This is a genomic window from Methylomonas sp. BW4-1, from assembly GCF_052474385.1.
Map to the genome: position 1 here is coordinate 4,603,908 of NZ_CP184125.1, position 24,726 is coordinate 4,628,633.

20 protein-coding genes and 1 pseudogene are annotated in these 24,726 nt (G+C 53.8%); 11 read left to right on the plus strand and 10 right to left on the minus strand.

What is annotated here, in order from left to right:
* Positions 1-10: 10 nt before the first annotated feature.
* The 5 genes from ACH5Y9_RS21320 to ACH5Y9_RS21340 all read right to left on the minus strand — a co-directional run bounded on the left by ACH5Y9_RS21320 (position 11) and on the right by ACH5Y9_RS21340 (position 7,646).
* A complete protein-coding gene (locus ACH5Y9_RS21320; RefSeq protein WP_445367512.1) occupies positions 11-1,936 on the minus strand; it encodes an ATP-binding protein in 1,926 nt (641 codons plus the stop codon).
* Positions 1,933-2,442, minus strand: a complete 510-nt coding sequence (locus tag ACH5Y9_RS21325; RefSeq protein ID WP_445367513.1) for a YfiR family protein — start codon at positions 2,440-2,442, stop codon at positions 1,933-1,935. The genes ACH5Y9_RS21320 and ACH5Y9_RS21325 overlap by 4 nt, the downstream gene beginning before the upstream one ends.
* Positions 2,443-2,459: 17 nt before the next feature.
* A complete protein-coding gene (locus tag ACH5Y9_RS21330; RefSeq protein WP_445367514.1) occupies positions 2,460-4,490 on the minus strand; it encodes a TonB-dependent receptor plug domain-containing protein in 2,031 nt (676 codons plus the stop codon).
* Positions 4,491-4,794: 304 nt separating this feature from the next.
* Positions 4,795-5,643: an aldo/keto reductase family protein gene (locus ACH5Y9_RS21335; protein WP_445367515.1), complete on the minus strand. Its 849-nt coding sequence runs from the start codon at positions 5,641-5,643 to the stop codon at positions 4,795-4,797.
* A gap of 287 nt (positions 5,644-5,930) precedes the next feature.
* Positions 5,931-7,646 carry a rhomboid family intramembrane serine protease gene (locus ACH5Y9_RS21340; RefSeq protein WP_445367516.1) on the minus strand — a complete coding sequence of 572 codons (1,716 nt, stop codon included), beginning with the start codon at positions 7,644-7,646 and terminating at the stop codon, positions 5,931-5,933.
* 562 nt (positions 7,647-8,208) lie between these two features.
* Here ACH5Y9_RS21340 and ACH5Y9_RS21345 point away from each other — a divergent pair.
* The 6 genes from ACH5Y9_RS21345 to ACH5Y9_RS21370 all read left to right on the plus strand — a co-directional run bounded on the left by ACH5Y9_RS21345 (position 8,209) and on the right by ACH5Y9_RS21370 (position 14,440).
* Positions 8,209-10,698, plus strand: a complete 2,490-nt coding sequence (locus ACH5Y9_RS21345) for a hypothetical protein (protein ID WP_445367517.1) — start codon at positions 8,209-8,211, stop codon at positions 10,696-10,698.
* 6 nt (positions 10,699-10,704) lie between these two features.
* Entirely contained in the window at positions 10,705-11,040 is a 336-nt protein-coding gene (locus ACH5Y9_RS21350; protein ID WP_445367518.1) for a J domain-containing protein, read from the plus strand.
* Positions 11,037-11,687: a nucleotide exchange factor GrpE gene (locus ACH5Y9_RS21355; protein ID WP_445367519.1), complete on the plus strand. Its 651-nt coding sequence runs from the start codon at positions 11,037-11,039 to the stop codon at positions 11,685-11,687. Before ACH5Y9_RS21350 ends, ACH5Y9_RS21355 begins: the two co-directional genes overlap by 4 nt.
* Positions 11,688-11,704: 17 nt before the next feature.
* Positions 11,705-13,444 carry an Hsp70 family protein gene (locus ACH5Y9_RS21360; protein WP_445367520.1) on the plus strand — a complete coding sequence of 580 codons (1,740 nt, stop codon included), beginning with the start codon at positions 11,705-11,707 and terminating at the stop codon, positions 13,442-13,444.
* Complete coding sequence (locus ACH5Y9_RS21365) at positions 13,441-13,821, plus strand: hypothetical protein (RefSeq protein ID WP_445367521.1); 381 nt, start codon at positions 13,441-13,443, stop codon at positions 13,819-13,821. The genes ACH5Y9_RS21360 and ACH5Y9_RS21365 overlap by 4 nt, the downstream gene beginning before the upstream one ends.
* Positions 13,822-13,969: 148 nt before the next feature.
* Positions 13,970-14,440 carry a hypothetical protein gene (locus ACH5Y9_RS21370; protein WP_192392320.1) on the plus strand — a complete coding sequence of 157 codons (471 nt, stop codon included), beginning with the start codon at positions 13,970-13,972 and terminating at the stop codon, positions 14,438-14,440.
* An 11-nt stretch (positions 14,441-14,451) separates the two neighbouring features.
* Here ACH5Y9_RS21370 and ACH5Y9_RS21375 read toward each other — a convergent pair whose 3' ends face one another.
* On the minus strand, positions 14,452-15,201 hold the full coding sequence (locus tag ACH5Y9_RS21375; RefSeq protein ID WP_445367522.1) for a zinc ribbon domain-containing protein: 750 nt from the start codon (positions 15,199-15,201) through the stop codon (positions 14,452-14,454).
* 148 nt (positions 15,202-15,349) lie between these two features.
* Between ACH5Y9_RS21375 and ACH5Y9_RS21380 the strand changes: the two genes are divergently transcribed.
* A complete protein-coding gene (locus ACH5Y9_RS21380; protein ID WP_445367523.1) occupies positions 15,350-15,871 on the plus strand; it encodes a GNAT family N-acetyltransferase in 522 nt (173 codons plus the stop codon).
* Positions 15,872-15,894: 23 nt separating this feature from the next.
* Here ACH5Y9_RS21380 and ACH5Y9_RS21385 read toward each other — a convergent pair whose 3' ends face one another.
* From ACH5Y9_RS21385 to ACH5Y9_RS21400, 4 genes are all read right to left on the minus strand, one after another.
* Positions 15,895-16,806 (minus strand): response regulator, encoded by a 912-nt coding sequence (locus ACH5Y9_RS21385; RefSeq protein WP_445367524.1) that lies wholly within the window; start codon positions 16,804-16,806, stop codon positions 15,895-15,897.
* 480 nt (positions 16,807-17,286) lie between these two features.
* Positions 17,287-19,668, minus strand: coding sequence for a Lon protease family protein (locus ACH5Y9_RS21390; protein ID WP_445367525.1), 2,382 nt, complete (start codon positions 19,666-19,668; stop codon positions 17,287-17,289).
* Between the two features lie 8 nt (positions 19,669-19,676).
* Complete coding sequence (ribA, locus tag ACH5Y9_RS21395) at positions 19,677-20,285, minus strand: GTP cyclohydrolase II (protein ID WP_020484109.1); 609 nt, start codon at positions 20,283-20,285, stop codon at positions 19,677-19,679.
* Between the two features lie 27 nt (positions 20,286-20,312).
* Positions 20,313-20,552 (minus strand): DUF7230 family protein, encoded by a 240-nt coding sequence (locus ACH5Y9_RS21400; RefSeq protein WP_319962152.1) that lies wholly within the window; start codon positions 20,550-20,552, stop codon positions 20,313-20,315.
* A 54-nt stretch (positions 20,553-20,606) separates the two neighbouring features.
* Here ACH5Y9_RS21400 and mnmG point away from each other — a divergent pair.
* The 4 genes and pseudogenes from mnmG to ACH5Y9_RS21420 all read left to right on the plus strand — a co-directional run bounded on the left by mnmG (position 20,607) and on the right by ACH5Y9_RS21420 (position 24,716).
* A pseudogene (mnmG, locus tag ACH5Y9_RS21405) lies at positions 20,607-22,476 on the plus strand (tRNA uridine-5-carboxymethylaminomethyl(34) synthesis enzyme MnmG).
* Positions 22,476-23,102: a 16S rRNA (guanine(527)-N(7))-methyltransferase RsmG gene (gene rsmG, locus ACH5Y9_RS21410; protein WP_445367526.1), complete on the plus strand. Its 627-nt coding sequence runs from the start codon at positions 22,476-22,478 to the stop codon at positions 23,100-23,102. The pseudogene mnmG and the gene rsmG overlap by 1 nt, the downstream one beginning before the upstream one ends.
* Entirely contained in the window at positions 23,095-23,871 is a 777-nt protein-coding gene (locus tag ACH5Y9_RS21415) for a ParA family protein (RefSeq protein WP_171696985.1), read from the plus strand. Before rsmG ends, ACH5Y9_RS21415 begins: the two co-directional genes overlap by 8 nt.
* Entirely contained in the window at positions 23,868-24,716 is an 849-nt protein-coding gene (locus tag ACH5Y9_RS21420; protein ID WP_445367527.1) for a ParB/RepB/Spo0J family partition protein, read from the plus strand. Before ACH5Y9_RS21415 ends, ACH5Y9_RS21420 begins: the two co-directional genes overlap by 4 nt.
* The last annotated feature ends 10 nt before the right edge of the window (positions 24,717-24,726 follow it).

Genomic DNA, 24,726 nt, shown 5'->3' on the forward strand with positions numbered 1-24,726 from the left:
GCGTTGATCGTTATCCCAGGTCCAAAGGCTGGTCGGTAACCGGTTTAATCCATTTCAATAAGGTCTCGTAAAGCGTGGCCGGTAGAATCGGTTTGCCGATGAAGTCGTTCATGCCGGCGGCCAGACAGTGCTGATGATCGCCTTGCATCACGTTGGCGGTCATCGCAATGACGGGTAGGTCGCGGCAAGCCGGGATTTGCCGTAACAGCCGGGTGGCTTGATAGCCGTCCATCACCGGCATTTGTACATCCATCAGCACACAGTCGTAGTCGTGATGCCGCAGCTTGTCCAAGGCCAGTTCGCCGTTTTCGGCAATATCCACCGCTAATTGCGCTTGTTCCAACAGCTCGATGGCGACGATGCGGTTGATTTCGTTATCTTCCACCAGCAACACCCGCCGCCCCTGCAGCCGCGCCAATTTACCGATGTCTATGCTGGTACGGTGACGGCGGATTTGGAAATTACGGATGGTATTCAAATCGGTGGCGCCCAGCAGCACATTAAAGGTAAAGGTGGAGCCGATACCCGGTTCGCTGCTGACCTCTATCGTCCCGCCCATTTGTTCGATCAGCTGCTTGGAGATGATCAAGCCCAGGCCGGTACCGCCGTAATTGCGGGTTACGCTGCTGTCGCCTTGGCTAAAAGCTTGGAACAACTTGGTTTGCTGTTCGGCGGTGATGCCGATGCCGGTGTCGCTGATGGCAAATTGCAGACGCACCGAGTGCGCATCGCGGCTGATTTCGTTGAAACTGACGGTTATCTCGCCGTGCTCGGTAAACTTGATGGCGTTACCGATGAGATTGATTAACACCTGCCGCAGTCTTTGCGGATCGCCGACTACCGCGTGATACTCGCCGACCGGCGGCCTGATCAGTTGAATCCCCTTATTCGCGCTGAGTTGCAGCATGGTGGAAAACACATGCTCCAGCATCTCTTCCAGCAGAAAGGGTATGGTCTCCATCTGCATTTTGCCGGCTTCCATTTTGGAGAAATCCAGAATGTCGCCGATCAGTGTCATCAAGGACTGCGCGGACGACTCCACCCGTTTCAGATATTCGCGCTGTTTAAAGCTCAGTTCGCTATTCAGGCACAGTTCCACCAAGCCGACAATCGCGTTCATCGGCGTGCGGATTTCATGGCTCATATTGGCCAGGAACTGGCCCTTGGCCTGATTGGCGGATTCCGCCTCCCGTTTGGCGAGCTCAAGCTCCTGCGTGCGGCTTCGCACCTGGCTTTCCAAGTCGGTCTCGTGCGCCTGGATTTGCGCCAGCATATTGTTAAAGGCTTCGGCCAAATCGCTGATTTCGTCGTTACCGGCATAATCCGAGCGCCGGCTGTAATCGTGGTCTTTTTCGATTTGCCGCGCGGTATTGGCCAATTTCAACAGCGGGCCTAAAAACGAACGTTGCAAGCGCTGCACATACAAGGCCACCACGCTCAAGGCGATCAAGATAATACCGGTGTTAATCAGGGTATTGAACAGCAAGGAGTGGTAGGCGCGTTTCAGGTCGGCAACCAGGGTAATGTGGCCGACAATTTGTTTATTTTTATGCAAAATCGGCTGCGTGATCTGCCGGGTTTTCGATAGCCAGGCCGGCCACCAGCCGTGCCAATTGCTTGCCGGTTTTGCGTAACGGACCAGCGTGACGCCGCTGGGAGTTTGGATTTGCCCGGCGATGATGTCCGGGTCGTGGGCCAACGCATCCAATATTTCCTGGGCGGTTTGATTATCGTCGAACAACAAGGCAAAGCTGCTGTTTTGGCCGATCATATTCGCGGTCAAGGTCAATTTTTGCCCAATGTTCTGCTGCAAAGCCGAATATTCCCGAATCGACAGCGATACCGTCGCCACCATCAGGCTTAACATGACCATCACTCGCAGGATTTTACCCAGCTTGCGGCTGATGGAAATGCGAGGATTTGTTGACGCTGTCATTCTAGTATTTCGGCCATCCGCAGTAATTTCGAACTCAGCTTTAAATCGGCTGATTTCACCGCGGCTAAATTTACCACCAGTTTTAACCTGTTGTCGCGCAACGTAAATTGCACCATACCCCCGTGGTTAGCAAAGTTTTCCACGTCGCCGACCAACAACACATGATGCTGGCGGGCTTGCTCGGCTAATACCGGTGTTAAGCCGGCCAAGTCGCTTAGAAACAAGATGCTACATTGGGTGATGTCGGGGGCGTCGGCCAGATTGACATGAACCGCATTACCGTTGATTTGTTGGCCTTCTAAAACCGGCAAGTAGGCGCGTAACAGGCTGCGGCCTTGCAAACAAATCGTCACCGGCGCAGCGCTGGGCCACTGCGCCAGCTCGGCGAAATGAAACAGATAGGCGGTCTTTAATTGAAACTCCCGGCTTTGGCTATTTTCCTCCGCGCGCGCGAAACCGGCGAACCAAACGCAGACACTGAGTAGCAAAAGGGTGTGCAGACGCATCGGCGCAATAACCTGTCTTAAAAATGCCAGGAGATTTGCGCCAGATAGCCGCGTTGAATCTGGCTGGCGACCGGTATGTACAGCACGTCGCTGAATTCAGGATGTTGATCATCCAGCAGATTTTGCCCGCTTATCGATAACTCCAGATTTTTGTGCGGATGCCAGCCCAGGCGTAAGTCCAAGGAGATATAGGCCGGAATGCTGCGTCTATCGATATACACTTCATCGACATAGCGCGCCCAGGCATCCAGTTCGATTTCGCTGGTCAGGTTGTATAAAGAGCGCAGTGAGAGATTGTGTTGCGGATTGAAATGTTCTTCGGTGAGTGGATCGCGAAACCAGGGCTGGTTTTTATCGTAATTGACCGAGAATTGGTTGGCGCTGTAAGAGGCTTGTAGCCGCCAATCGTGGTTTACCCGGTAATTGAGCGCCAACTCCAGGCCGTAACTGTCCACTTGCCGGTAATTGGCCACAGTGGCCTGCTTGATGTTGCCGTACGTTGGGTTGTTATAGGTCACACTGGTAAATTTAGTGCCTTGCATCCGGTCATAGATGTTGTAAAACAAGGCGCTGTCGATATCCAGACTAGTGGAAACTTGCCAACGCCAGCCCAATTCGTAGGCCAGCAAGTTTTCCGTGAGCATGTCCGGGTTGGCTTTGGCTTCGAAAAATCGGTTGGTATCCGGGATTTGTTTGAATAAACGAATGCTGTGTTGCGCCCTATTCGGCAGGACCACGGCGCGCGACACCGCGGCCCACAGGCTGTGCTGTTTGTTGGGTGTCCACAGCAGCCGGGCGTTGGGCTCGGTTTCCCAGCCGGTGAAGGTGAAATGCTCCACCCGGTTGCCCAGCGTTAGGGTCAGGTCGTCGGTCAAGCCGATTTGATCCTGTAAAAATACCCCGACATTGTGCTGCGTTAATTGCTCGGGTTCGAAACCCAGGGTCAGCGTGTTATCGAAACTATCGGAGATATTTTGATAGTTCACCCCCCACATCAGTTTGTGGTTGTCGATGATGGCCGGCAGGGTGTGTTGAAAGTCCAAATCGTAATGCGAGCGGCTCATCCGATTCATCGCCAATTGCCATTCGGTTTGGGTAAACGCCATATTCAGGCGCCAATCGTGGCCGCTGTCGGTGCGATGAGACCAATTGCCCTGCAAACTGCCGGTCACGCCGTCCCTGCCGAAATCGTCGTTTTGCCACAGCGGCGCGGTCGTCGAGGTTTTGCCGATATAGTAGCCGCCCAGCCGGTAACGGGAGACGTTGGCTTCCAGCATCAATTTATCCTGGGCGCTGAGCTGGCTGTCCAACCGAAAATTGGCCGTCTCAGTATCGCCGGTGTCGTGGGTGTCTTGCCTGCCGGCTAAATCAATACTGGCGTCCCGGACCATCGTGCTGATGGTGCCGCGCAAGAATGTCGATTCCGATAACTTTTGGCCGTAGCGAATCCCGCCGAAGCCCCGTTCCTCGGTGCCGCCGCCGGCATTGAGCAAGCCGCCCTGGGTATCGCGGGCCGAACGGGTGATGATGTTGATGGTGCCGTTCACCGCATTAGCCCCCCACAAACTGCCACTGGGGCCGCGCAACACTTCGATGCGCTCTATATCCGGCAGCGAAGGATTTTGCTGGCCCCAATACACGCCGCTGATCAATGGATCGTAGATGCTGCGGCCGTCTATCATCACTTGCAGCTTGTTGGCGTATAGATCGTTAAAACCGCGCGCGCTGACCGCCCAATTCCAAGCATTGATTTTGGCGACGTTCATGCCCGGCACCATGCGCAAAACTTCCGGGAGGCTGGTGGCGCCGGAGCGGCGGATGTCTTCCGAGGTGATGACGAATGCGGCCGCCGGGCTGTCTTTAACCGTTTGTTCCTGCCGCGCCAGACTGGATACTTCCAACTCAGTGAGTTCTTCCCAACTTAGCGGCAGCAATTCGTTGGTTGCTTCGATGTCTGCCGGGTTTCCTTGAGCAAGCACGTTGGCATGCACCAGGCAAAGTCCGCTGCATAAGTAGGCGAATTGACGCAGATAAGGGTTAATCAGCATGACATTTGGGCTTGAAGAGGCAAGGTTCCCGTTATTATAAAAGCCTTAACCGTTAACTGGGCAAATCAGTTGATGATGGGTCAGGTCAATAGAGATCCATTACAAACTTGGCAGCTTGTGGGCTTTAATAAAAGCTTCTCTCCCCGGGGGTATCGTAAAAGAGGAGTTTTGTTCCTTCTCCCTTCGGGAGAAGGTTGGGATTAGGGTTATAAAACAGTGACTTACCACCGCTCTATAAGCCTCTGCCGGGGGAGAGGCTTTTTTTGGGAATTGGCTATTGATTCTTAGCGCCGTCGGACCATGCTTAAAGCAAGGCCTCCAATGCCTCGCATTCCGCGCTAGTCAATTCAAACTCGAAAATGGCCAAATCCTCAAGGATATGCTCGGCGGATGTGGTGCCGGTTAAAGGCACGATGCCTATCTGCGTTAAATAACGGAAGAATATTTGCGCCGGGCCGCGCTGGTATTTTTCCGCCAGTGTTTTCACCGCCGCGTCAGCCAAGATTTTGGGATTGGCCGTCAGCGTCCAGAAGCTTTGATAGACGATCTGCCGCTGCCGGCAAAACGCCCGCAGTTGTTTGTCGTAGCCGGTATCGGCATAAAACCGGTTCTGCAATACGGCCGGTTTAACCGTCGCATTGTCGTACAAAAATTCGAACAAGGCTGGATCGTAGCAATTGCTGATACCCAATTGCTTGGCGCCGCCGCTTTGCTGGATAACTTCCAGCGCTTGCCAAACCTCCAACAACTGCGCGCGATCCGCCAGCGGCGAATGCAGCACCAGACCATCCAGATAATCGGTTTGCAGATTCTTTAACGACACTTGGAAGGATTGTGCCACTTGCTCGGGCAGACCGGCTTTGGGGTCGTAAGGGATGCGTAACGGATCGTGGCCGTTCAATGGCGTGAACTTGGTTTGCAAATATAGCTCGGATCGCTCCAAGCCCAACGTCCGGCAAGCTGCCGACACGCCTTCGCCAACCCCGGCCTCGTGATAATGCTTGGGCTGGCAAGCCGTGTCGATTCCGCGAAACCCCAGTGTTAGCGCCTGTTCCACCAGTGCGGCGGTACGCTCCTGCTTCCAGGCCGTGCCGTAAATAATGCCCGGCATGCGCACGCCGGCGGCGGAGAGAATAAAGTCGTTGCTGCTCATCACGGCTCCCGAAAAAGCCTTGATCTTCGGTGATAGCGGCCTGGGCGTCAATTACTGAGGCTACTAAAATCCGGGATTGTTGAGTGAGCTTAGCGTGGGGTGATGGGTTGGGTGCTTGATATTGTCGGCTGAGTTCGGCCAAAGGCAGACAGATGGTTTTTCTGACGAAGGTCTGCTGATAGATCTATAACCGCCAGCCGTAATCCCAAAAAGGTGCGGCCACCTATAGGTTGTGCAGAGCTATGCGAGGCGCAACAATCACGAACGGTGCGCCTGACGGCAGCACCCTATAATCTGCGCACCTTATGGCCTTCATGCAATATGCGAGCTGTTATTGCCTTTAACTTGTCTTTGATAAGGGTTGCACGTTCAAGATCGGTTGGCTGAGTTTTACCGCTTCCAGGTTTTTGAAAGGGGGCGAGTTCGAAGATCGATACTAACAGGGCTGTTGATAGTTTCATCTCTTGTAACATCTGTAATCGCTGATCCGATTCCGCTAGTCTGACTTCTGATAATTGTTGTATCGCTTGTTTTAAGCCTGAAAGGTAAGTGTTTTTGATCTTTGAGTTCAACTCCGCTGCGGACATTTGGCCTCTGCGAAAAGTAACTATGTCGAGATCGAGTAAAACAAGTTCATGAAAAATACTATTAGCGCCCTGCACCAATAAGGCTTGATTTTTTAGCTCTGATTTAATGTTCAATGTTGCCTGGGGCGACATCGAGACTAAAGCTGTTGTAGCGATAACCGTCGACGACAGGCCTATTATTAGGTGTTTTTTGACGCGGTGTTTGAAACTTTCCATGTCCAAGCGTTCCGGTAACAGTAAACCCAATAAGCAACCAGTTAGCATACCGCCGATATGCGCCGCGTTATCAATGCCGCGATTGATAAATCCATACAGCAAAGCATAAAAAACAAACAACACTATGCCGCTCAACCTTCGTTTACTAAAAATTTTTGGTAAGCGCTCCCTGTGTTGATACATACCAACCATTAGCGCAATAGTAACGCCTAACACAGCCCCGGACGCACCTGCGGAGACTGCGTATTGCGCACCAAAATAGAGGCTGAGCCCATTGCCGATCAAACCGGAACCTAAATAAATCAGTGTAAAAGGCAGATGACCGTATATACGTTCCACCACCCCACCAACGACATATAGCCCCGCCATATTGATGCCTAAATGTATCAGGCTACCATGGAGAAACATGGCGGTTGCCATTCGCCACCATTCGCCACGTTGAACATCAAATGCAGTATTACCGCCCCAACTCAGTAGCTGCTCGGGTGGCGTTTGCTCTATTTTCGCCCCGGTATGCCACATTGCAATCCAAACCAATACGTTGACACCAATTAGCAACCAGGTGATCCACGCTATGGGAGCATAAGCCTCCAACTGATCATGAAACGCTTTTTCCTCGGCAAGCGGATTAGTGGCGAAATTGTTGGCCGATTGACTGGCGCTAGAATTAACTGTGGATTTGCTAGTTGATTGAGCGAAACCCAAACGCTGATTGATTATTTCCAGCAACTCGATTTGATCTTCTGCAGACAAAGACGATATAGGTAGCACTGGTCGCGCGGGGTTAATGCCAGTCCAGGTCATAGAGTCATCAATAACGCCTACCAAAGCTTGCAATCTGAATTGAATGAAAGGCATGTTCTTGAATTTGGAAACATTCGCCTCCACCAACTCGCCCCAGCTATGCCGTTTAATTGCGCCCGCAAACAGTAGCGATTCTATGCCATCGTCATCCAATGTAACAATTGGTTGGTCGTAGGGTAAACGGCGTTTAAGAAAGCTATCGAATATCGCCACAACCACATATGTGAAAACAATCGGAAGCCAAAGCCTGCCGTATTCGTGTTTCTTGCTGATGACAATAAGAAATACCCAGGAAGCAACCAGCCACCACCACAAGCTGTTTCGATATTTGGCCAAGGGGCTCTTGGGAGATGCATAAAATTGTTTGTTGGTTGTTGCAGATTGAGTTCTGTGCATGACGACCCGTTGTTGATAGTCTGCTCCAATTATAGGCAGAGGAATTGGAGAAATGTTGGCCTTGAAATATGCGATTACGTGAGCTAATCGTGCTTACATTTTGAAGGATGGCTTATTTCCCATTTGCTGCCCTGCAATTTAATCTTATTTGTCGGCTTAGGGGCGAGTCCGCCGATCCAGCAAAGCATGGACAGCAAATGATAGTTTGTTTCCCGTTTCGCTTTGGCTTGGACTCTCAAACTATCGGCCGGGATTCTCGGAAAGTCGGCTTGGCTCCTTGAAAGATCCACTTTGACGAGCAAAAAATCGAGGGGATACTTCCGCATATCGCTGGGGTACTTCGGGAACTGGACGAGGTCGCTTGGAAGGTCTAAGGGCAGCTTCGCAAGTACCCTGTTGATCTTCCGAAGTAAGCCTTCGGTGTGGCGTCGAAAGCGGCCTAAGCCCAACCACTATGCCAATCAAGATAACTCGGATCGTTGATATGAAAGCATAGCAGGCGGCATATGCTGTTGCTGTTTTATAATGCCATTTTGAAGCATGGGCTATTGCCTGTACAGCCATGAAAAAAATCATCCAGAAAATTTCCGCCGGGCTCTCCGAATCCACATTGCCAGAAAAAGCGCAGGCGCACTATGCCGCCGGGCGCTATAAGGAAGCGAGCGATTTATTCAAGGAACTGTTAAAGCAATCGGCCGACGCCGAAACCAAACGCTGCTTGGCCGATTGCTATCTGCAAAGAGCCTGGGCGATGGCCGGTAAGGCCATGTTCAAGGAAGCTTGCGTGCTTTGGGAAAATTACGCGGCTAACGCGCAACCGCCGCTGCAAGCGCAAGACGCTTACCTGTTATGGTTGCTGGCCGGCAAAAACGAGCGCAAAGCTTACGCCCTATTGGATGGGTTGAATGCTCGGCAGTTGGACGAAGAGTTTCCGGTGCTTTCGGCTTATCTGGGGATGCTGCTGGTCTCCGGGAGCACAGAGTTGTTGCCGCATTTGCCCCAGGATTCCGCGCTGCGTAAACATTGGGAATGGGTCAGCGAAGCGCTGGCGGCGTATCGCAACGGCGAGCGGGAACTTTGCGAGCAGGCCTTGAAACCATTGCCGTTTCGTTCGGCGTTTCGCGATTTGCGCAGCTTGCTGAAAGCGCAGCTGCTGGCTGGCGCGGACATCGAACAAGCACCGGCCCTGTTAGCCAAAATCCCCGACGAATCGCCTTATCAACCGCTGGCTAAGGCCTGCTTGGCGTATCGGCAATCCGGCGCGGATTTCGTCGCCAGCCTGTCGAGTCTGGAACACAATCAGCGCCGCATCGTTGCTCAGGCCAAAGGTCTCAATGCCCGTCAGAGCCAGTTATTGGAAGCGCTGGTCAAACTCAACGGCCAGCCCGACACCAAGACCCGCTTCAATCTGGTCCTACAATATCGCGACGTATTCGGCAACGCTGCCGCGCAAGCCTATTGCCTGGGGGCCTTGGCCGAGTATCCGGGCGGTGAAAAAGACTATTTCAAACACTTCGCCAGCAAGGACCCGTTCGAGGAAAACCGCTTGCAGGCCTTGTTGCACGAACAAGCCGAAAACGCCTACGACGCCGGCTTTTTCTGGCAACGCTGCATCGATATTCTGAAACAAGACCGGCCGGCCAATGACCGAAAAATTGCGTTGATCCTCAGGCGCATGGCCGATAAGGCTTATTCCGGCGAAGCGGCGGCGATGTTGGCCGACAGCCTGGAGTACGATCCCGACGACCGGCAAAGCTATCTGAAACTGTTAACGGTTTACCAGGAACAGCGGCCGAATGCGGCTCAGTACGAACACTGGTTGGAGCGTGGCCTGCAACGTTTCCCCAACGATACCGATCTGCTGGTGCGGGCAGCCAAATCCGCCGCCGCCAGAAAAGCCTTTAAAAAGGCGGCGGCCTATGCCAAAGCCTTGTTGCAGATAGACCCCGTTAATACCTTGGCTAAACAGCTATTGTTTGCCAATCATATGGCCCATGCCCGCCGCTTGGTGAAAGCCGAAAAATTTCATTTGGTGGAAAAGGAAATTCAAGCGGCCGAACAATTAACCATCGATAAAAGCCTGCGCCGCCAAGCCGAGTTGTTGCGCGGATTTTATCTGTGGCAGGCCGAGGACAAAGCCCAGGGCTTGCAACGCATCGCCGATACCCTGGCAAGCCTGTACGACGATCCGGTTAATATGCATGTGCAGGCGCAGATCGAAGCCGGATTGCTGGAACTGCCGACACAGGGGCTTAGCCGCGCGCTGCCCGCGTTTAAGGACTATCTGCTGTCCGCCCCGCAATTGCAGCGGCTGATCGGCTTGCTGGATTATTACGACGAGCAATTGGACGATAACAGCCTGTTGCTGAAAGCCCTGGACAAAGTCAAAGCGCCGCTGAAAAAGTCGGTGGAATGGCTGCTGGACCATGAAGCGCTGCTGCTCGCCTGGTGCCAGGCTTTAGAGAAGGTCGGCCATTACGAGCTATTGAAGCACTGCGCCAAAATGGCTCAGGCCCGCCGACACACGCCGGCCTTGATGTATTACCGGACGCTTGCCGAATGCCAGGGCGATGCCAGCCACTTGGATTTAATGAGCTTATACCGCTTGAAAATTGGGTTGGCAGACGCGCGGGCGGATAACGACAACAGGACCGCCGGGTTGATCGCGCGCTTGCTCGAACGGGTCAGCGGCACTCCCGAGCCGCTCGAAGATGATGCTGAGGACTTCGACCAGCCGTCAATCAGCGACGATCCGATAGAGGACTTGTTCGGCCCCATTCCGGATGCCATGTTCAAGCGCATCGAAAAGAAAATCGAGGAGATCATGCGCAAACGCGGTCCCGATTATTTCGCCGCCCAAATTATGCGTCAATACGGCGACCAGCTCGGCCAGCAACGTCTGGCGATCTTGTTTATGAACCAGGATTTCCTCTGGTCGGTGGCTATACTCGCCGGCGCGGAGGAACTTAAGGTCGAGATCGGCGTCGGTTTCGACGACATCCTCGCGCGATTTGAGAATAACTCCCCACAATATTCACTGCCTTTCAATTGAGTACCGATGATTTCACCGTACCGTATTCTGGGCGTGCCCGAACAAACTAGCGACGCCGACATCAAACAAGCCTATTTGCAGCGGGTCAAGGACAATCCGCCCGACCGCGATCCCGCGCGCTTTCGCGAAATCCAGGAGGCTTTCGAAGCGATCAAGGACCAAGACTGCCGCTTGCGCCACGCATTGTTTGCTATGCCGCGTGTCGAATTCGACACGTTGCTGGCGCAAGCCTTCGGCCAATCGGCTACTGGCGAGACTATGCCGGTGGACGATTTCCTAAAGCTGGCGAGCACGCTGACCATCGAAAAATCGCTCGCTCAATTGACTAAAACGCCATCATGACCACAGAAACCCCGCAAGACGAGTTGCTGACAGCCTTGCAGCACTATCTACAGGAAACCGACTTCGCCCATCTGACCGCTCTCGACCAACCGGATTTGACCGCCCTATTCAGCGATTTGGCCGGCTTGAAAACCGAAGTCAAGGCCGAGTCGCGGCAATTTAAAGCCACGCTGGAGAGCTTGAGCGAGGCGGTCGTTGCGCTGAAAGCCGACAATCAAGCCCTAGCGGAGGAACTGGCGAAAGCCAACGAACGCCTGCAGCAACAACGCCGGGAGGACGAGCGAGCCCTGCTGCGGGAATGGCTGGATATGTACGACCGGCTCGATGCCGGCTATCGGGCCGTGCAACAGTATCGGCCGGTCGATGGCTTGTTCCGACATTCCAAACCGCAGGACGTGCGCTTCATCGCCAGCGTTGGCGAAGGTCAGGAAATCACGCTGAAGCGTTTGGAACAGATGCTGCAACGCCGACGGGTGTTTGCGATCGATTGCGTCGGCCTGCCCTTCGACGCGCGGACGATGACGACCATCGCCATCGGCAACGATCCCACGCAGGCAAACGCGGTCGTGCTGGAAGAACTGCGCAAGGGCTTTTTAATCGACGATCAAGTGCTGCGCTTGGCGGAAGTCAAGGTCAATAAACTTTAAGCATTCAGGGAACACATATGAACGACATCATCATCGGCATCGATCTAGGGACCACCAACTCGGAAGTCGCCATCGTCGAAAACGGCAAAGTCACCGTGATCGCCGACAGAGGCACAAAAATATTGCCGTCTTTCGTCGGGCTGGACGATAACGGCGAGATTCTGGTCGGCGCCAGCGCCCGCAATCAATACCTGATTTATCCGGAGCGCACGGTCAAGTCGATCAAGCGCCTGATGGGCCAAGATACGCGAGTCACGATGGCCGGCCAGGCTTACACGCCGCAGGAAATTTCAGCGATTATCCTGAAACGCTTGAAAAGCATTGCCGAAGCCTATGTTGGTCGGCCGATAGCCAAGGCAGTGATTACCGTGCCGGCCTATTTTTCCGACGCTCAGCGCCAGGCGACCCGCGAAGCCGGCGAAATCGCCGGGCTAGAGGTGGTGCGGATGATTAACGAGCCGACCGCCGCCGCGCTGGTTTACGGCGCCGGTCAGCTCGAAGCCAAGCGCATGCTGGTTTACGACTTGGGTGGCGGCACCTTCGATGTGTCGGTGGTGAACGTGCAGAACGGCGTCGTCGAGGTGCTGGCCAGCCATGGCGACAATCACTTGGGCGGCGACGATTTCGACCAACTGATCGTTGAGCGGATTTTGGCGCATATTCGCCAGCAATTCGGCATCGAAGTCGAGCCGCACGGCAAGGCGATGGCGCGTATCGTGCGGGCGGCGGAACAGGCGAAACTGCGCTTGTCCGACGAGCCGTTTGCGACGATAGAGGAAGAATATTTGCTGGAACGCCAAGGCACGCCGCTGCATTTGACGCTGGAACTGGCGCGTTCGGAGTACGAAGACCTAATTGCCGACCACATCAACGCCACGCTGGACGCTACTCACATCGCGCTGAAGGGCGCCAAACTGATCGCCTCCGACATCGACGAAATCATTCTGGTCGGCGGCTCGACGCGCACGCCGTGCATCCGCGAGCGCCTGTTCGAGGAATTCGGTTTCGAGCCGCACGGCGAAGTCGATCCCGATCTGTGCGTGGCGATGGGCGCGGCGATGCAGGCGGCGATGATTAATGGCGAGGACATCGGCACGGTCTTGGTCGACGTAACGCCGTATACCTTCGGCACCTGCGCGGTCGGCTACCTGGACGGCATGCCCTATCCTTATCAATACATACCCATCGTGCATAAAAACAGCGTGTTGCCGGTGCGCAAGTCCGAAGCTTTCGAAACCTTTCACGACAATCAACGCGAAGTAAACGTGCGGATTTTTCAAGGCGAGGACCCGGATGCGCTGAACAACGTCGAAATCGGCGAATTTTTGGTCGAAGGCTTGTTGGACGTGCCGGCGGGCAACATTATCACCTTGACGCTGGAACTGGATTTGAACGGCATCTTGCATGTGTCGGCCCGGGAAAAAGCCTCCGGCAAGGAAAAAGCCATTACCATCAACAACGCGATTTCCCGCTTCGATAGCGGCGAACTGAGCAGCGCCAAACAGCGTATCGACGGCTTGTTCGGCGATTCGGCCGGTGGCGAGGCGGATTCGGTTCCGGAAAGCCCGGCCGTGGCTGCCGCGCGGCAAGTCATCAAGAAGGCCGAAGCCTTATTCGAAACCGTTTCCGCCGAAGACAAAGAAGACATGGTGGATCTGATCGAAGCTATCTCGACGTGTCTGGAAAGCGGTGACGAGGCCGGTCTGAAACAGCCGGTCGAGCGCTTGAACGACATCCTCTACTACTTGGAATCGTGATACCGCGCTGCCCGGCTTGCAACGCCCGGCTCGGCGCGGCCACGGCGTGCCCACGTTGCGGTGCGGAGTTGCAGCACATCTCTCGTAGCCAACGCTTGGCCGAGCAGTGGCTAGGCGTCGCATTACAAACTACGCGGGCCGGACGCTTGGCTATCGCGGTGCCTGCGGTGCTGCGCTCCTTGAGTTTCAAGCAAACGCCGGCAGCCAAGCTGTTACATGGTTTCTTGATCCAACAGTTGTATCGGGCGCTGTACGAAAATTTGGGCCGGCAGGATTGGCAAGAAGCGCGTGGCATTCTCAGTCTGTTACAAATGTTGCAAGCTGACAATGAAACCTTGCGCCGATTTGCCGAGATGATTGCCCAGTTGTCGGCGTAAGCGGAATCAAATCATAGTGTTGCTTAGGCTGTTAGCGGATTGCCGCTAAGCTACACATCCCGGCAATTCAAATCCTTTAAGACTTAAATTGGCGACAAGCGCAAGTGCGCTTGGTTATAGTGTCTGAGTCCAACTACGGGAAATAATCGTGAAAAAACTCCTGCTTACGCTGCTGGCCATCCTGCTGATCATTGAGGAATGGTTGTGGGATTTCCTGTCGGCTTGCGGACACTATCTGGCTCTGCTGCTCAGGCTGGAAAGTGTTGAGCGTTGGTTGGCGCAAACTTCGCCGGCCATGGCTTTGCTGGCATTTACGATTCCGGTATTGATCGTCACTCCGCTGAATCTGGCTGCGCTGTCTTTGATAGTACATGGCCTGTTGTTGCAAGGTATTTTATTAGAGGTGTTCGCCAAGTTACTCGGTACCTTGCTGGTGTCGCGGGTGTTTAAATTGACCAAGCCGCAGTTGCTGACCTTCGGACTTATCGCTTTTGTTTATCACACCGTGATGGGCTGGCTGCAATGGGCGCACGCCAAGATTGTCGATACCGAGATTTACCGTTGGTCGCGACAGGTAAAAGCGCAGGTGAAGGCCAAAGTGAAAGCGTGGTTGGGCTAAATTCTTTCCCGTTAATCGGTTTTCGCGCCAGTCAGCTTTTGCCGCTGTTTGAACAACACGTAGCCGCAGCCAATCAGGGCCGCTATCATCAACATCGCACCCAGCAGCTGCGCGAGTTTAGCCAACAGATGATCCTGCGCCATTAGGCCGGATTCGGTCAGTAAATATTCCCAATCGTGAAAACCGTAAGGGGCGGAATGGCCGAAATTGCCGCCCAGCAAGGGCAGTTGCCCGGCGCGAGCGTCGTTTATATATGGGGCAATGTCCAAGAAGTTCTCGCCCACCCACCATAAACACAAGCCGGCGCCGAACGGATCGCGGGTTTTTAGCAGCAAGGTCAACATGCAAATTGTCGGCATCAGAATTTGGCCGAGGGTGCCGCCCAGTGAGGTGATAAATTGCCCGAACGGCCGGAAAATCACATGGCCGGCTTCGTGAAACGGCAGGTTGACCAGATGCAGAAACGACGCGCCGACCGCGTTGCTAGCCAGGCCCGGGGTAATCAGCAACCAGCTCCACAGCAAAAATCCTGGTAATAATAGGCAGCGGCCGATAAAGATGGCTTCGTTGTCCCGGTAGGCGTCGTCGCTAAATACTGTGTCCGCGGGTGCATCAATAGTAATGACAACTTGTGGGCGTTCCACCGCCGGGGAGTTTGTATCGCCGTGGTATTTGTAATATTTGGCAAAGACGATGCCGCAGTGCGGGCAGGATTCCTCCGCGGGCAGCACATCCCGATGACACTTTGGGCATGGCTTCATGTTGGGGCTCCAGGCTTGGTGGGGGAAGATGAACACAGCTTATTGCCCATAAACCTTAGCAGCAAAGGCGGGGATTTTTTCTGCTTCGGCAAGGTTTTATTTGTGCGTAAGGTAGCTTGCCGAAGCAGCGAGTTTTTTGAGGTTAATCATGTTGGAACTGACATTTACCAGAGCCGAACCGGCTGATGCCGAGCAATTGGCGGAGCTTATCAATGCGGCGTATCGCGGCGAATCCAGCCGGCAGGGCTGGACCACCGAAGCCGATTTGCTGGATGGCCGGCGCACCGATGCGGCGGATATTCTGGACTTAATCGCCGGTGCGGGGTCTATGATTTTGCAGTGTCGGCGGCAGGGAGATTTGTTAGGTTCGGTGCATTTACAAAAAGTCGATCAACAGGGGCATATCGGCATGTTGGCGGTCGCGCCGGCTATGCAAGGTTTGGGGATTGGCAAGCGTTTGTTGGCGGCGGCGGAAGCAGAGGCCGTGCAAACTTGGGGAGTTAATCATTTGGTGATGGCGGTGATCCCTTGTCGGGCCGAGCTGATGGCGTTTTACGAACGGCGCGGCTATCGGCGTACCGGCATCAGCAAAGCGTTTCCGATAAATCCCGAGATGTGGACGCCAAAAGTGGCGGATTTGTCTCTGGAGTTATTGGAAAAGTGCCTGTAAGCCAGCTTGTTTAAGCGCAGAACCTAGGTCGGTAAATTAACGGTGGCAATCACTTGATTGCCGTTTCCAAGGTATTCCAGTGAGTCGAAACTCAGCATTCGCGACAAGGCTATGCCGCGGCCATGCAGATCGGAGGCGCGTTCCGGGGAGAAATCCAGGTAAGGAGATGGATCGAAGCCTTTGCCCTGGTCTTTGATGGTAAAGATGGTCTGAGTGGGTGTTCTAACGATTTTAACCTGCACGAATTTGTTTATATATTCGGGCAAACCCAGTCGGCGCTCGATTTCTTCCCGCCAACAACCTTGACTTACCAATTCGGTTTTTTCTTGATAACTAATGCCCAGATTGCCATGCTCGACGGCGTTGAGCAGCAATTCGGAAAGCCCGGTGGCGACTTTTTCCGGGTTGCATGACAACCCGGTCAGCAGTGCGGTCAAGCCATTGACCTCGCTCAAGGTCCGGAAAGAAAACTCCGCTTTTCTCAATAAACCTAGCGCCACCTTTTTGTTGCTAATCCGGGTTCTCAAAGTCTTGTGGCGGCGGCTGTCTTCCAGCGCTGCCGCTACGAAAGCCAGTAAAATTTTTTCGTCGTAGGGCTTGGTAAGGTAATGGTAAACCCCGGCTTGAATGCCTTCCACGATCGACTCCCGCGATGACTCGCCGGTCTGGAAAATAACCGGCAGATCGCTAAAGCGCGGGTCAGCTTTGATCTTGGCCAATAAGGCCATGCCATCCATCTGCGGCATGTTGCGGTCGGTAACCACAATGTCAAACGGCTTTTCGCTGCTGTTCAACATCTGCCAGGCTTCGAGCCCGTCCTCCGCGGATTGGACTTCGTAACCGGCAGATTGCAGATATGTGCGGAGAATGTCCCGCATCAGTTTCACATCGTCGGCGATGAGGATGCTGGCTTTATAGTCGGAATTGGATTTCAACGCCAAATCTCCTTGAGGCTACGGATAATGCAAACATTTTAGTAGCCCTGGCCTCATAGACAGTCTGCTGTGATAGAAAATAGCGTTTCGAAACAAAGTTTAGCGGCCAATCCCCATTTTGCCCACACAGTGAGTATCGATAATTTATTTTTGCGAATTTTCAAATATATGTTGAATGAATCATAAAAGCATACGGGCAAAAATGCTGCTTGCTTTCGGCGCGGCCCTGTTTGGCCTGTCATGGTTGAATCGCAAGCGCGACATGGCCTAGCTTCCGATAACTCTTTTGTATTCTAAGCGGCCTGGTTAGCCTTATCCGAATGTCTTCGATTAAGGCTAACCAGGTTTATTGAAGCCCGCGCTTTTAAGGGTTTGCCCTCACGTATGTCTCAGCTATAGTGAGCATTTTCAATCGGTTGCCACCGACTGCACGGGTTGTATCTTGCTGCAATCTTGGTTGATGAGCCGAGCGACGCGGCGTTATGCCCCGGTTTCCTTATCCTCGTCCACCGACATATCGGAAATTTCCTTTAAACGGGCGACGGCTTTGAAATTGACGCTGCCTTCCGGGTACTGGCCTTCCGCATTGATAGTGCCGGCTTCTTGTCCGGTGAGCAGGCTCAAGGCTTCATCGACGCTGGAAACAGTGTAAATGGCAAATAGGCCTTGCTCGACGGCATCCACCACTTGCTGTTTCAGCATCAGATTGCGTTTGTTCGATGCCGGAATGATCACGGCTTGTTTGCCGGTCAAACCGCGTGCCGCGCACAGTTCGAAAAAGCCTTCGATTTTTTCGTTGACGCCGCCGATGGCTTGTACTTCGCCGTACTGATTGATCGAGCCGGTCATCGCAAAGCCTTGCTGAATCGGCGTGCGGGTCAGTGCTGAAATCAGGCAGCACAGCTCGGCCAGCGAGGCGCTGTCGCCGTCGATGTGGCCGTAGGATTGTTCCATGGCAATGCTGGCGGAGATAGCTAGCGGAAATTGCTGGGCATAGCAATGGCCGAGATAGCCGCTCAAAATCATCACGCCTTTGGAATGGATGGGTTGGCCTAGTTCCACTTCGCGTTCGATATCGACAATGCCTCGGGAGCCCGGATGCACGGTAGCGGTGATCCGCGCCGGCGCGCCGAAGCTGCTGCCGCCGATGTCCATCACGGTCAGGCCGTTAACTTTACCGATGGCTTCACCGTCGGTGTCGATCAAAATGGTGCCTTCCAGCATTTCTTCCAGAATCGCTTCGGCGATGCGGCCGTTGCGTTGCTCACGCGCCGATAGTGCCAGTTCGATCTCGGCCTTACCGATGTTGGCCGCGTTGGTTTGGCCGGCCAACAAATTGGCTTCGGCGATGATTTCCAGGCAGCTGTTCACGTGAGCGGACAGGCGTTGCTGGTTTTCGGCTAAGCGGCAGCTGTATTCGATCAAGCGCAGCAAGGCGCCATCGGTCAAGGCTTTGGCGCCGGAGTCGGCGGCGTGGCGTTTTAGCAAGGTCACAAACTGGCTAACGTTGTCCGGGCTGCGTTTGATATGGTCATCAAAGTCGGCCAGCACCCGAAACATTTCGTTAAATTCGCTATCCAGCTCTTCCAGCAAATAATAAATATCGCGCGAGCCGACCAGAATCACTTTGACATTGAGCGGGATTACGCCGGGCTTTAGGGTGATGGTATTGATGCCCAACTCGGAATACGGTGATTCAATCTCGATGCGGCCGGCCTGTAATGCACGTTTCAGGCCCTCCCAAACGAACGGGTAAGTCAGCACTTTTTCCGCGTCCAGAATCAGGTAACCGCCGTTGGCGCGGTGCAAGGAGCCGGGGCAGATGCGCCGGTAACTGGTGACCAGCGTGCCTTGGTCACTAATGTATTCAATACGGCCAAACAAGTTTTGATAGATGGGGTGCGGTTCGTAGATCACCGGTGCGCCGTTGCCATCGTGTTTGCAATCGACCAATATGTTGGGTAGGTATTGCTCGATCAGTGCCAGGCGCTTGGCGATGATCTCCCGGCTGTCCTGGCTGCGGCTGGGCATCAGCAATTCGCCGATGGTATTGCTCAGGCTTTTTTCGATCTCCGCCAGATAAGTAATCACGTCATCGACGTTTTGGTATTTGTCGTTCAGTTCGGCCAGCAGCGGCTCCAACGCTTGCTTGATGGTGTCGTTGTCGAGCTGGCGGGTTTCTTCCACCAGCGTACGCCGCCATTGCGGCAGTTCTAGCAATACGTCGCCGAGAAATTCTTCCAACTCTTCCGTGTGTTGGTGGAAGGCATCGCGCTCCGCTTGCGGCAGTAGAGTGAATTGGTCTTCATCCAGCGCCTTGTCGTTGCGGATTGGTAGAAAAGTGATGGTGTCGCTGTCACGATACAGCGCCACGCTCATCTCGCGGGCTTTGGCGTCGACCAGGTCGATGGCGGCGTTGTAACGCTGGTTAAAGCGGCGCTCTATCGCCGTCTTTTTTTGTTGGTAACTCGGGCTTTCGAAGGCGGCGGGAAAGGTGGCCAGCACGTCGTCGATCAGCTTTTCGATGTCCTTGGCAAAAGCATGCCCTTCCCCGGATGGCAGTTCGATAGCCACCGGCTCGCGCTGATTCTCGAAGTTATCGACGTAGGCATAAGACAGCGGCGATTCTTGTTGTTCGGCATAGGTGCTTAAATAATGGCTGACCATGGACAGGCGGCCGGTGCCGGGGTCGCCCATCACGAAGATGTTGTAGCCCGGCGCCTTCATCGCAATGCCAAACGCTAAAGCGGATTGAGCGCGCGTTTGGCCGAGGATGACGTTGTGTTGTGCGCTTGGCACGGCACTGGGCAAGTCAATCGCCAGCTTTAGGGCCGAGACCGGCAATTTCAATTGTTCAAGCATGATGCGGGTTATTTGCTGTTAGGCATCGACAGCATGTGGCTCATGCGTTCGGCTTTGGTTTTCAGATATTCAAGATTGTCTTGATGAATGCGGGTTTCGATGGCGATGCGGTTGTTCACCTTGATGCCCAACTTGGTCAGTTCGTCTATTTTCAATGGATTGTTGGTGATCAGTTCGATAGAGCGGACTTGCAAGCTATTCAAAATCAGCGCGGCAATGTCGTATTGGCGTTCGTCGGCCAAATGACCTAGCTTGATATTGGCATCCACGGTATCCAGGCCCTGGTCTTGCAGGTTATACGCCTGAAGTTTTTTCAGCAAGCCGATGCCGCGGCCTTCCTGACGTAGATAAATCAGTACGCCGCAACCGGCGGTATTGATAAGATCCAGCGCCATGTCCAGCTGTTCGCCGCAGTCGCAACGCCGTGAGCCCAGCACATCGCCGGTAAAGCACTCGGAATGGATGCGGACCGGCACGTCTTCCTTGCCTGCTACCTCGCCTTTTACGAAGGCGACGTGTTCTTTTTTGTCGAGGCTGTTGCTGTAGTAGTGCAGGATGAATTCGCCGTGTTTGGTGGGAATTCGGGTTTGAACTTTATCTTCTATGCTTGCTTTCACTGCTGTGGGAGTCCTCAATCTGCGGCATTAAGCGGCAAGTGCCCGCTTCTGCTTGGCAGCAGAAGCGATGGCCACTGGCCTGGAGCCTTTCGTAATTGCTGAGTTGGCAACGATTACGAAAGGCTCCAGGCCAGCGTGTTTGGCTTTGCGGCGATAGCGGGTTTTGTCGGCGAAAACCTGCGCTTTGTTGAACTGATGGGCGAATTTCGCCACCGGGTTTTTATTGGGCTTGTCTTGCAAGTCCTTGTTGGGGTTTTGTTTTCTCATGCTTTTTTCTCCGCAAGCTATTAAAATAACGTTTTATTTGAACATAGATTGCCTGTGAAATTCCAGAAAGACTTTGATGTGATAGTAGTGGGTGGTGGCCATGCCGGTACCGAGGCAGCCTTGGCTGCTGCCCGTTCTGGGGCGCAAACTCTGTTGTTATCGCAAAACATTGAGACCCTAGGGCAGATGAGTTGCAACCCGGCCATCGGCGGGATTGGTAAGGGTCATCTGGTCAAGGAGGTGGATGCGCTGGGCGGCATTATGGCGCAGGCCATCGATAAAGGCGGCATCCAGTTCCGTATCTTGAATGCCAGCAAAGGCCCGGCGGTACGGGCGACCCGGGCGCAGGCGGACCGGATGCTTTACAAGCAAGCGGTGCGCACAGCGCTGGAAAATCAGCCCAATCTGGCGCTGTTTCAACAAACCGTATCCGATCTGATCGTGCAGGGCGACCGGGTGACCGGTGTCAAAACCCAGATGGGGCTGGAGTTCAACGCCAGAGCGGTGGTGTTGACCGCCGGTACCTTCTTGGCTGGCCGTATCCACATAGGCTTGGAAAATTACAGCGGCGGTCGCGCCGGCGATGCCGCATCGATTGCCTTGGCCGAGCGTTTGCGGGAGCTGCCGTTTCGTATTGGCCGTTTGAAAACCGGTACCCCGGCGCGTATCGACGGCCGAACCATCGATTACAGCAAGTTGCAGGAACAGCACGGCGACACGCCGCTGCCGGTATTTTCCTTCATGGGTAGCCGCGAACAGCATCCGCGGCAAATTTGCTGCCATATCACCCGCACCAATCAAGAAACCCACGACATCATTCGCTCCGGTCTGGATCGGTCGCCGATGTATTCCGGGATTATCGAAGGTGTCGGTCCGCGTTACTGTCCGTCTATCGAAGATAAGGTAGTGCGTTTTGCCGACCGCGATTCGCATCAGATTTTCGTCGAACCGGAAGGCTTGAATACCAACGAGGTTTACCCCAATGGTATTTCCACCAGTTTGCCGTTTGATATTCAGTACCGGTTCATCCGAACTATGCTCGGTTTTGAAAATGCCGAAATCGTCCGTCCCGGTTATGCCATCGAATACGATTTTTTCGATCCGCGCGATTTGAAAACCTCGCTGGAAACCAAGCACATGAACGCACTGTTCTTCGCCGGCCAAATCAATGGCACCACTGGCTACGAAGAAGCTGCTGCCCAAGGCTTGATCGCCGGTTTGAATGCGGCGCGTCTGGCCAAAGGCCTGGAAAGTTGGTGTCCTGGCCGTGACGAAGCCTACATCGGCGTAATGATCGATGATTTGATCACGCGCGGCACCGCCGAGCCGTACAGGATGTTTACCAGTCGCGCCGAATATCGTTTGCAACTGCGCGAAGACAATGCAGATCTGCGTTTGACTGAACAAGGCCGCGAGCTGGGCTTGGTTGACGATGCCCGCTGGCAGCGCTTTGAAGAAAAGCGTGAAGCCATCGCCAATTTACAAGGCAAGCTGGCAAAAAAATGGATACGCACCGAATCTGATGAAGCCGCACTGGCCGAGCAATTGTGGGGCAAAAAGTTGCTGAAAGAAGCCAGCCTGATGGAAATGCTGCGCCGAGCCGGAAGTGGATGTCGAGAATCTGCTGCGTTTCAGCGATGAAGCCGAAATCGATGAGCAAGTGGCCGAACAGGTGGCGATCCAAGCCAAATATGCCGGTTATATCGATCGTCAGCAAACCGAAATCAACCGTACTCAACGTTACGAACACTTGAAGTTGCCGGAAAATGTCGATTACAGCCTGGTCTCTGGGCTCTCCAATGAGGTCAGCGAAAAGCTCAAAAAACAACGCCCGGAAACCTTAGGGCAAGCCTCGCGGATTCCGGGTATTACCCCGGCGGCGATTTCATTGTTGTTGGTGCATTTGAAAAAGAAAAGCGCTTGATGGACGTCTGTCGCGAAAAACTGGAGCAAGGCTTAAGGGCCTTGTCGATAGAGATTGGTGGCGAGCGAATCGATGAGTTGCTGCGGTTCGTCAACTTAGTAGCAAAATGGAACAAAGCCTATAACCTGACGGCGGTGCGCGATCCGCTGGAGATGGTCAGTCTACACATTCTGGATAGTTTGGCGATTCTGCCGTATCTTCATGGTTCGCGTGTTGCCGACATCGGTACAGGTGCCGGCTTGCCGGGCATTCCGTTGGCGATTTGCCGGCCGGATTGTCATTTCACCTTAGTCGATTCCAACTCCAAGAAAACCCGCTTCGTCCAGCAGGCTTTGCTGGAGTTGAAGCTGAAAAATGTTGAGGTCGTGCATAGCCGCGTTGAACTGCTGGAGCCGGCAGAATTATTTTCCACTGTGCTTTGCCGGGCGTTTGCCAGCATGCCCGACATTCTGCAGCTCACCGGTCATTTGCTGGCGGAGGATGGTGTGCTGCTGGCGATGAAAGGTCAGCAGCCCGAGCAGGAACTGATAGACTTGGCCGCAACATACAGCGTGATTCCGCTGACGGTGCCCGGCATAGACGCCGAACGCTGCCTGATTCGACTGGAGAAACCCAAGCATGGCTAAGATTATCGCGATTACCAACCAAAAAGGCGGCGTCGGCAAAACCACCACTAGCGTCAATCTGGCGGCGGCATTGGCGGCTACCAAGCGCAAGGTGTTGTTAATCGACCTGGACCCGCAAGGCAATGCGGCGATGGGCTGCGGCGTGAATAAGGAAGAAATCGAATATTCCAGCTGCGAGTTGTTGCTGGAGGAAGTGCCGGTTTCGGAAATCGTCGTGAAAAACAAGCAGCTGGGTTTTGATTTGATTCCCGGCAATGCCGATTTAACCGCTGCCGAAGTGCAGCTGATGAGTGCGCAGCATCGTGAGCGGCGCTTGGCCGACGCTTTATTGGCTATAAAAGATCAGTACGACTATATCTTGATCGACTGTCCTCCATCGTTGAATATGTTGACCTTGAATGCGATGGTGGCCGCCAACAGCGTGTTGATTCCGATGCAGTGCGAGTATTATTCGCTGGAGGGATTGTCTTCACTGATGTCCACCCTGCGCAGCATCCGCGATAGCGTCAATCCCGGTTTGTATCTGGAAGGTATCCTCAGAACCATGGTGGATAGCCGCAGCCGGTTGGGCAAAGACGTCTCGGATCAACTGATTGAGTATTTCGGCGACAAAGTCTTCCGGACCACTATTCCCAGAAACATCCGTCTGGCAGAGGCGCCAAGTCATGGTGTGCCGGTGCTGGCTTACGATAAAGCTTCACGCGGCGCGATGGCCTACATCGCGTTGGCGGGTGAAATGATCAGAAAAGAAAAAGCGGCAAAAAAATGATACAAAAAAAACGCGGTTTAGGGCGAGGTTTGAGCGAGTTGCTGGGCGATGTGAGCGCGCCGGTGCCGGAAAAGTCTCAAGACACGCAAAGTTTGCCTATCGAGTTTTTACAGCGCGGCAAGTATCAGCCGCGCAAGGACATGGATCCGGAGAAGCTGAAGGAGTTGTCGGATTCGATTGCCGCGCAAGGCATCATACAACCTATCATTGTTCGAAAAATAGATAGCGAAAAATACGAAATCATCGCCGGCGAACGCCGGTGGCGAGCGGCGCAATTGGCCGAGTTGCAGGACGTGCCGGTATTGATCAAGGATTTGGATGATCGTTCGGTGATGGCGATAGCTTTGATTGAAAACATTCAGCGCGAGGATTTGAATGCGCTGGAAGAAGCCGAGGCTTTGCACCGTTTGCAGGACGAATTCGAACTCACCCATCAGCAGATCGCCACTGCGGTAGGCAAGTCGCGCACCACGGTCACCAATTTATTACGCTTGCTGGAGTTGGCGGGCGAAGTGAAAGGCATGTTGGGGAAGGGTTTGCTGGAAATGGGGCATGCCCGCGCCTTGCTGGGGTTGGACGAAGCCAAACAAGTCGAAATTGCCAACAAAGCTGTGAAACAAGGCTTGACCGTCAGAGCGGTAGAAAAGCTGGTGCGCGAACAGCATGAAGATAAGCCTGCGGTAGTAAAGAAAATAGATCCGGATACCTTGCGTTTGCAGCGTGACCTGAGTGAGCGGACTGGTGCCAAGGTGGAAATCAATCATCAGAGCAGTGGCAAAGGCAAATTGATTTTTACATACACCAGTTTGGAAGAGCTGGAAGGCATCATAAAAAAAATCAATTGAGTGCTTCGGG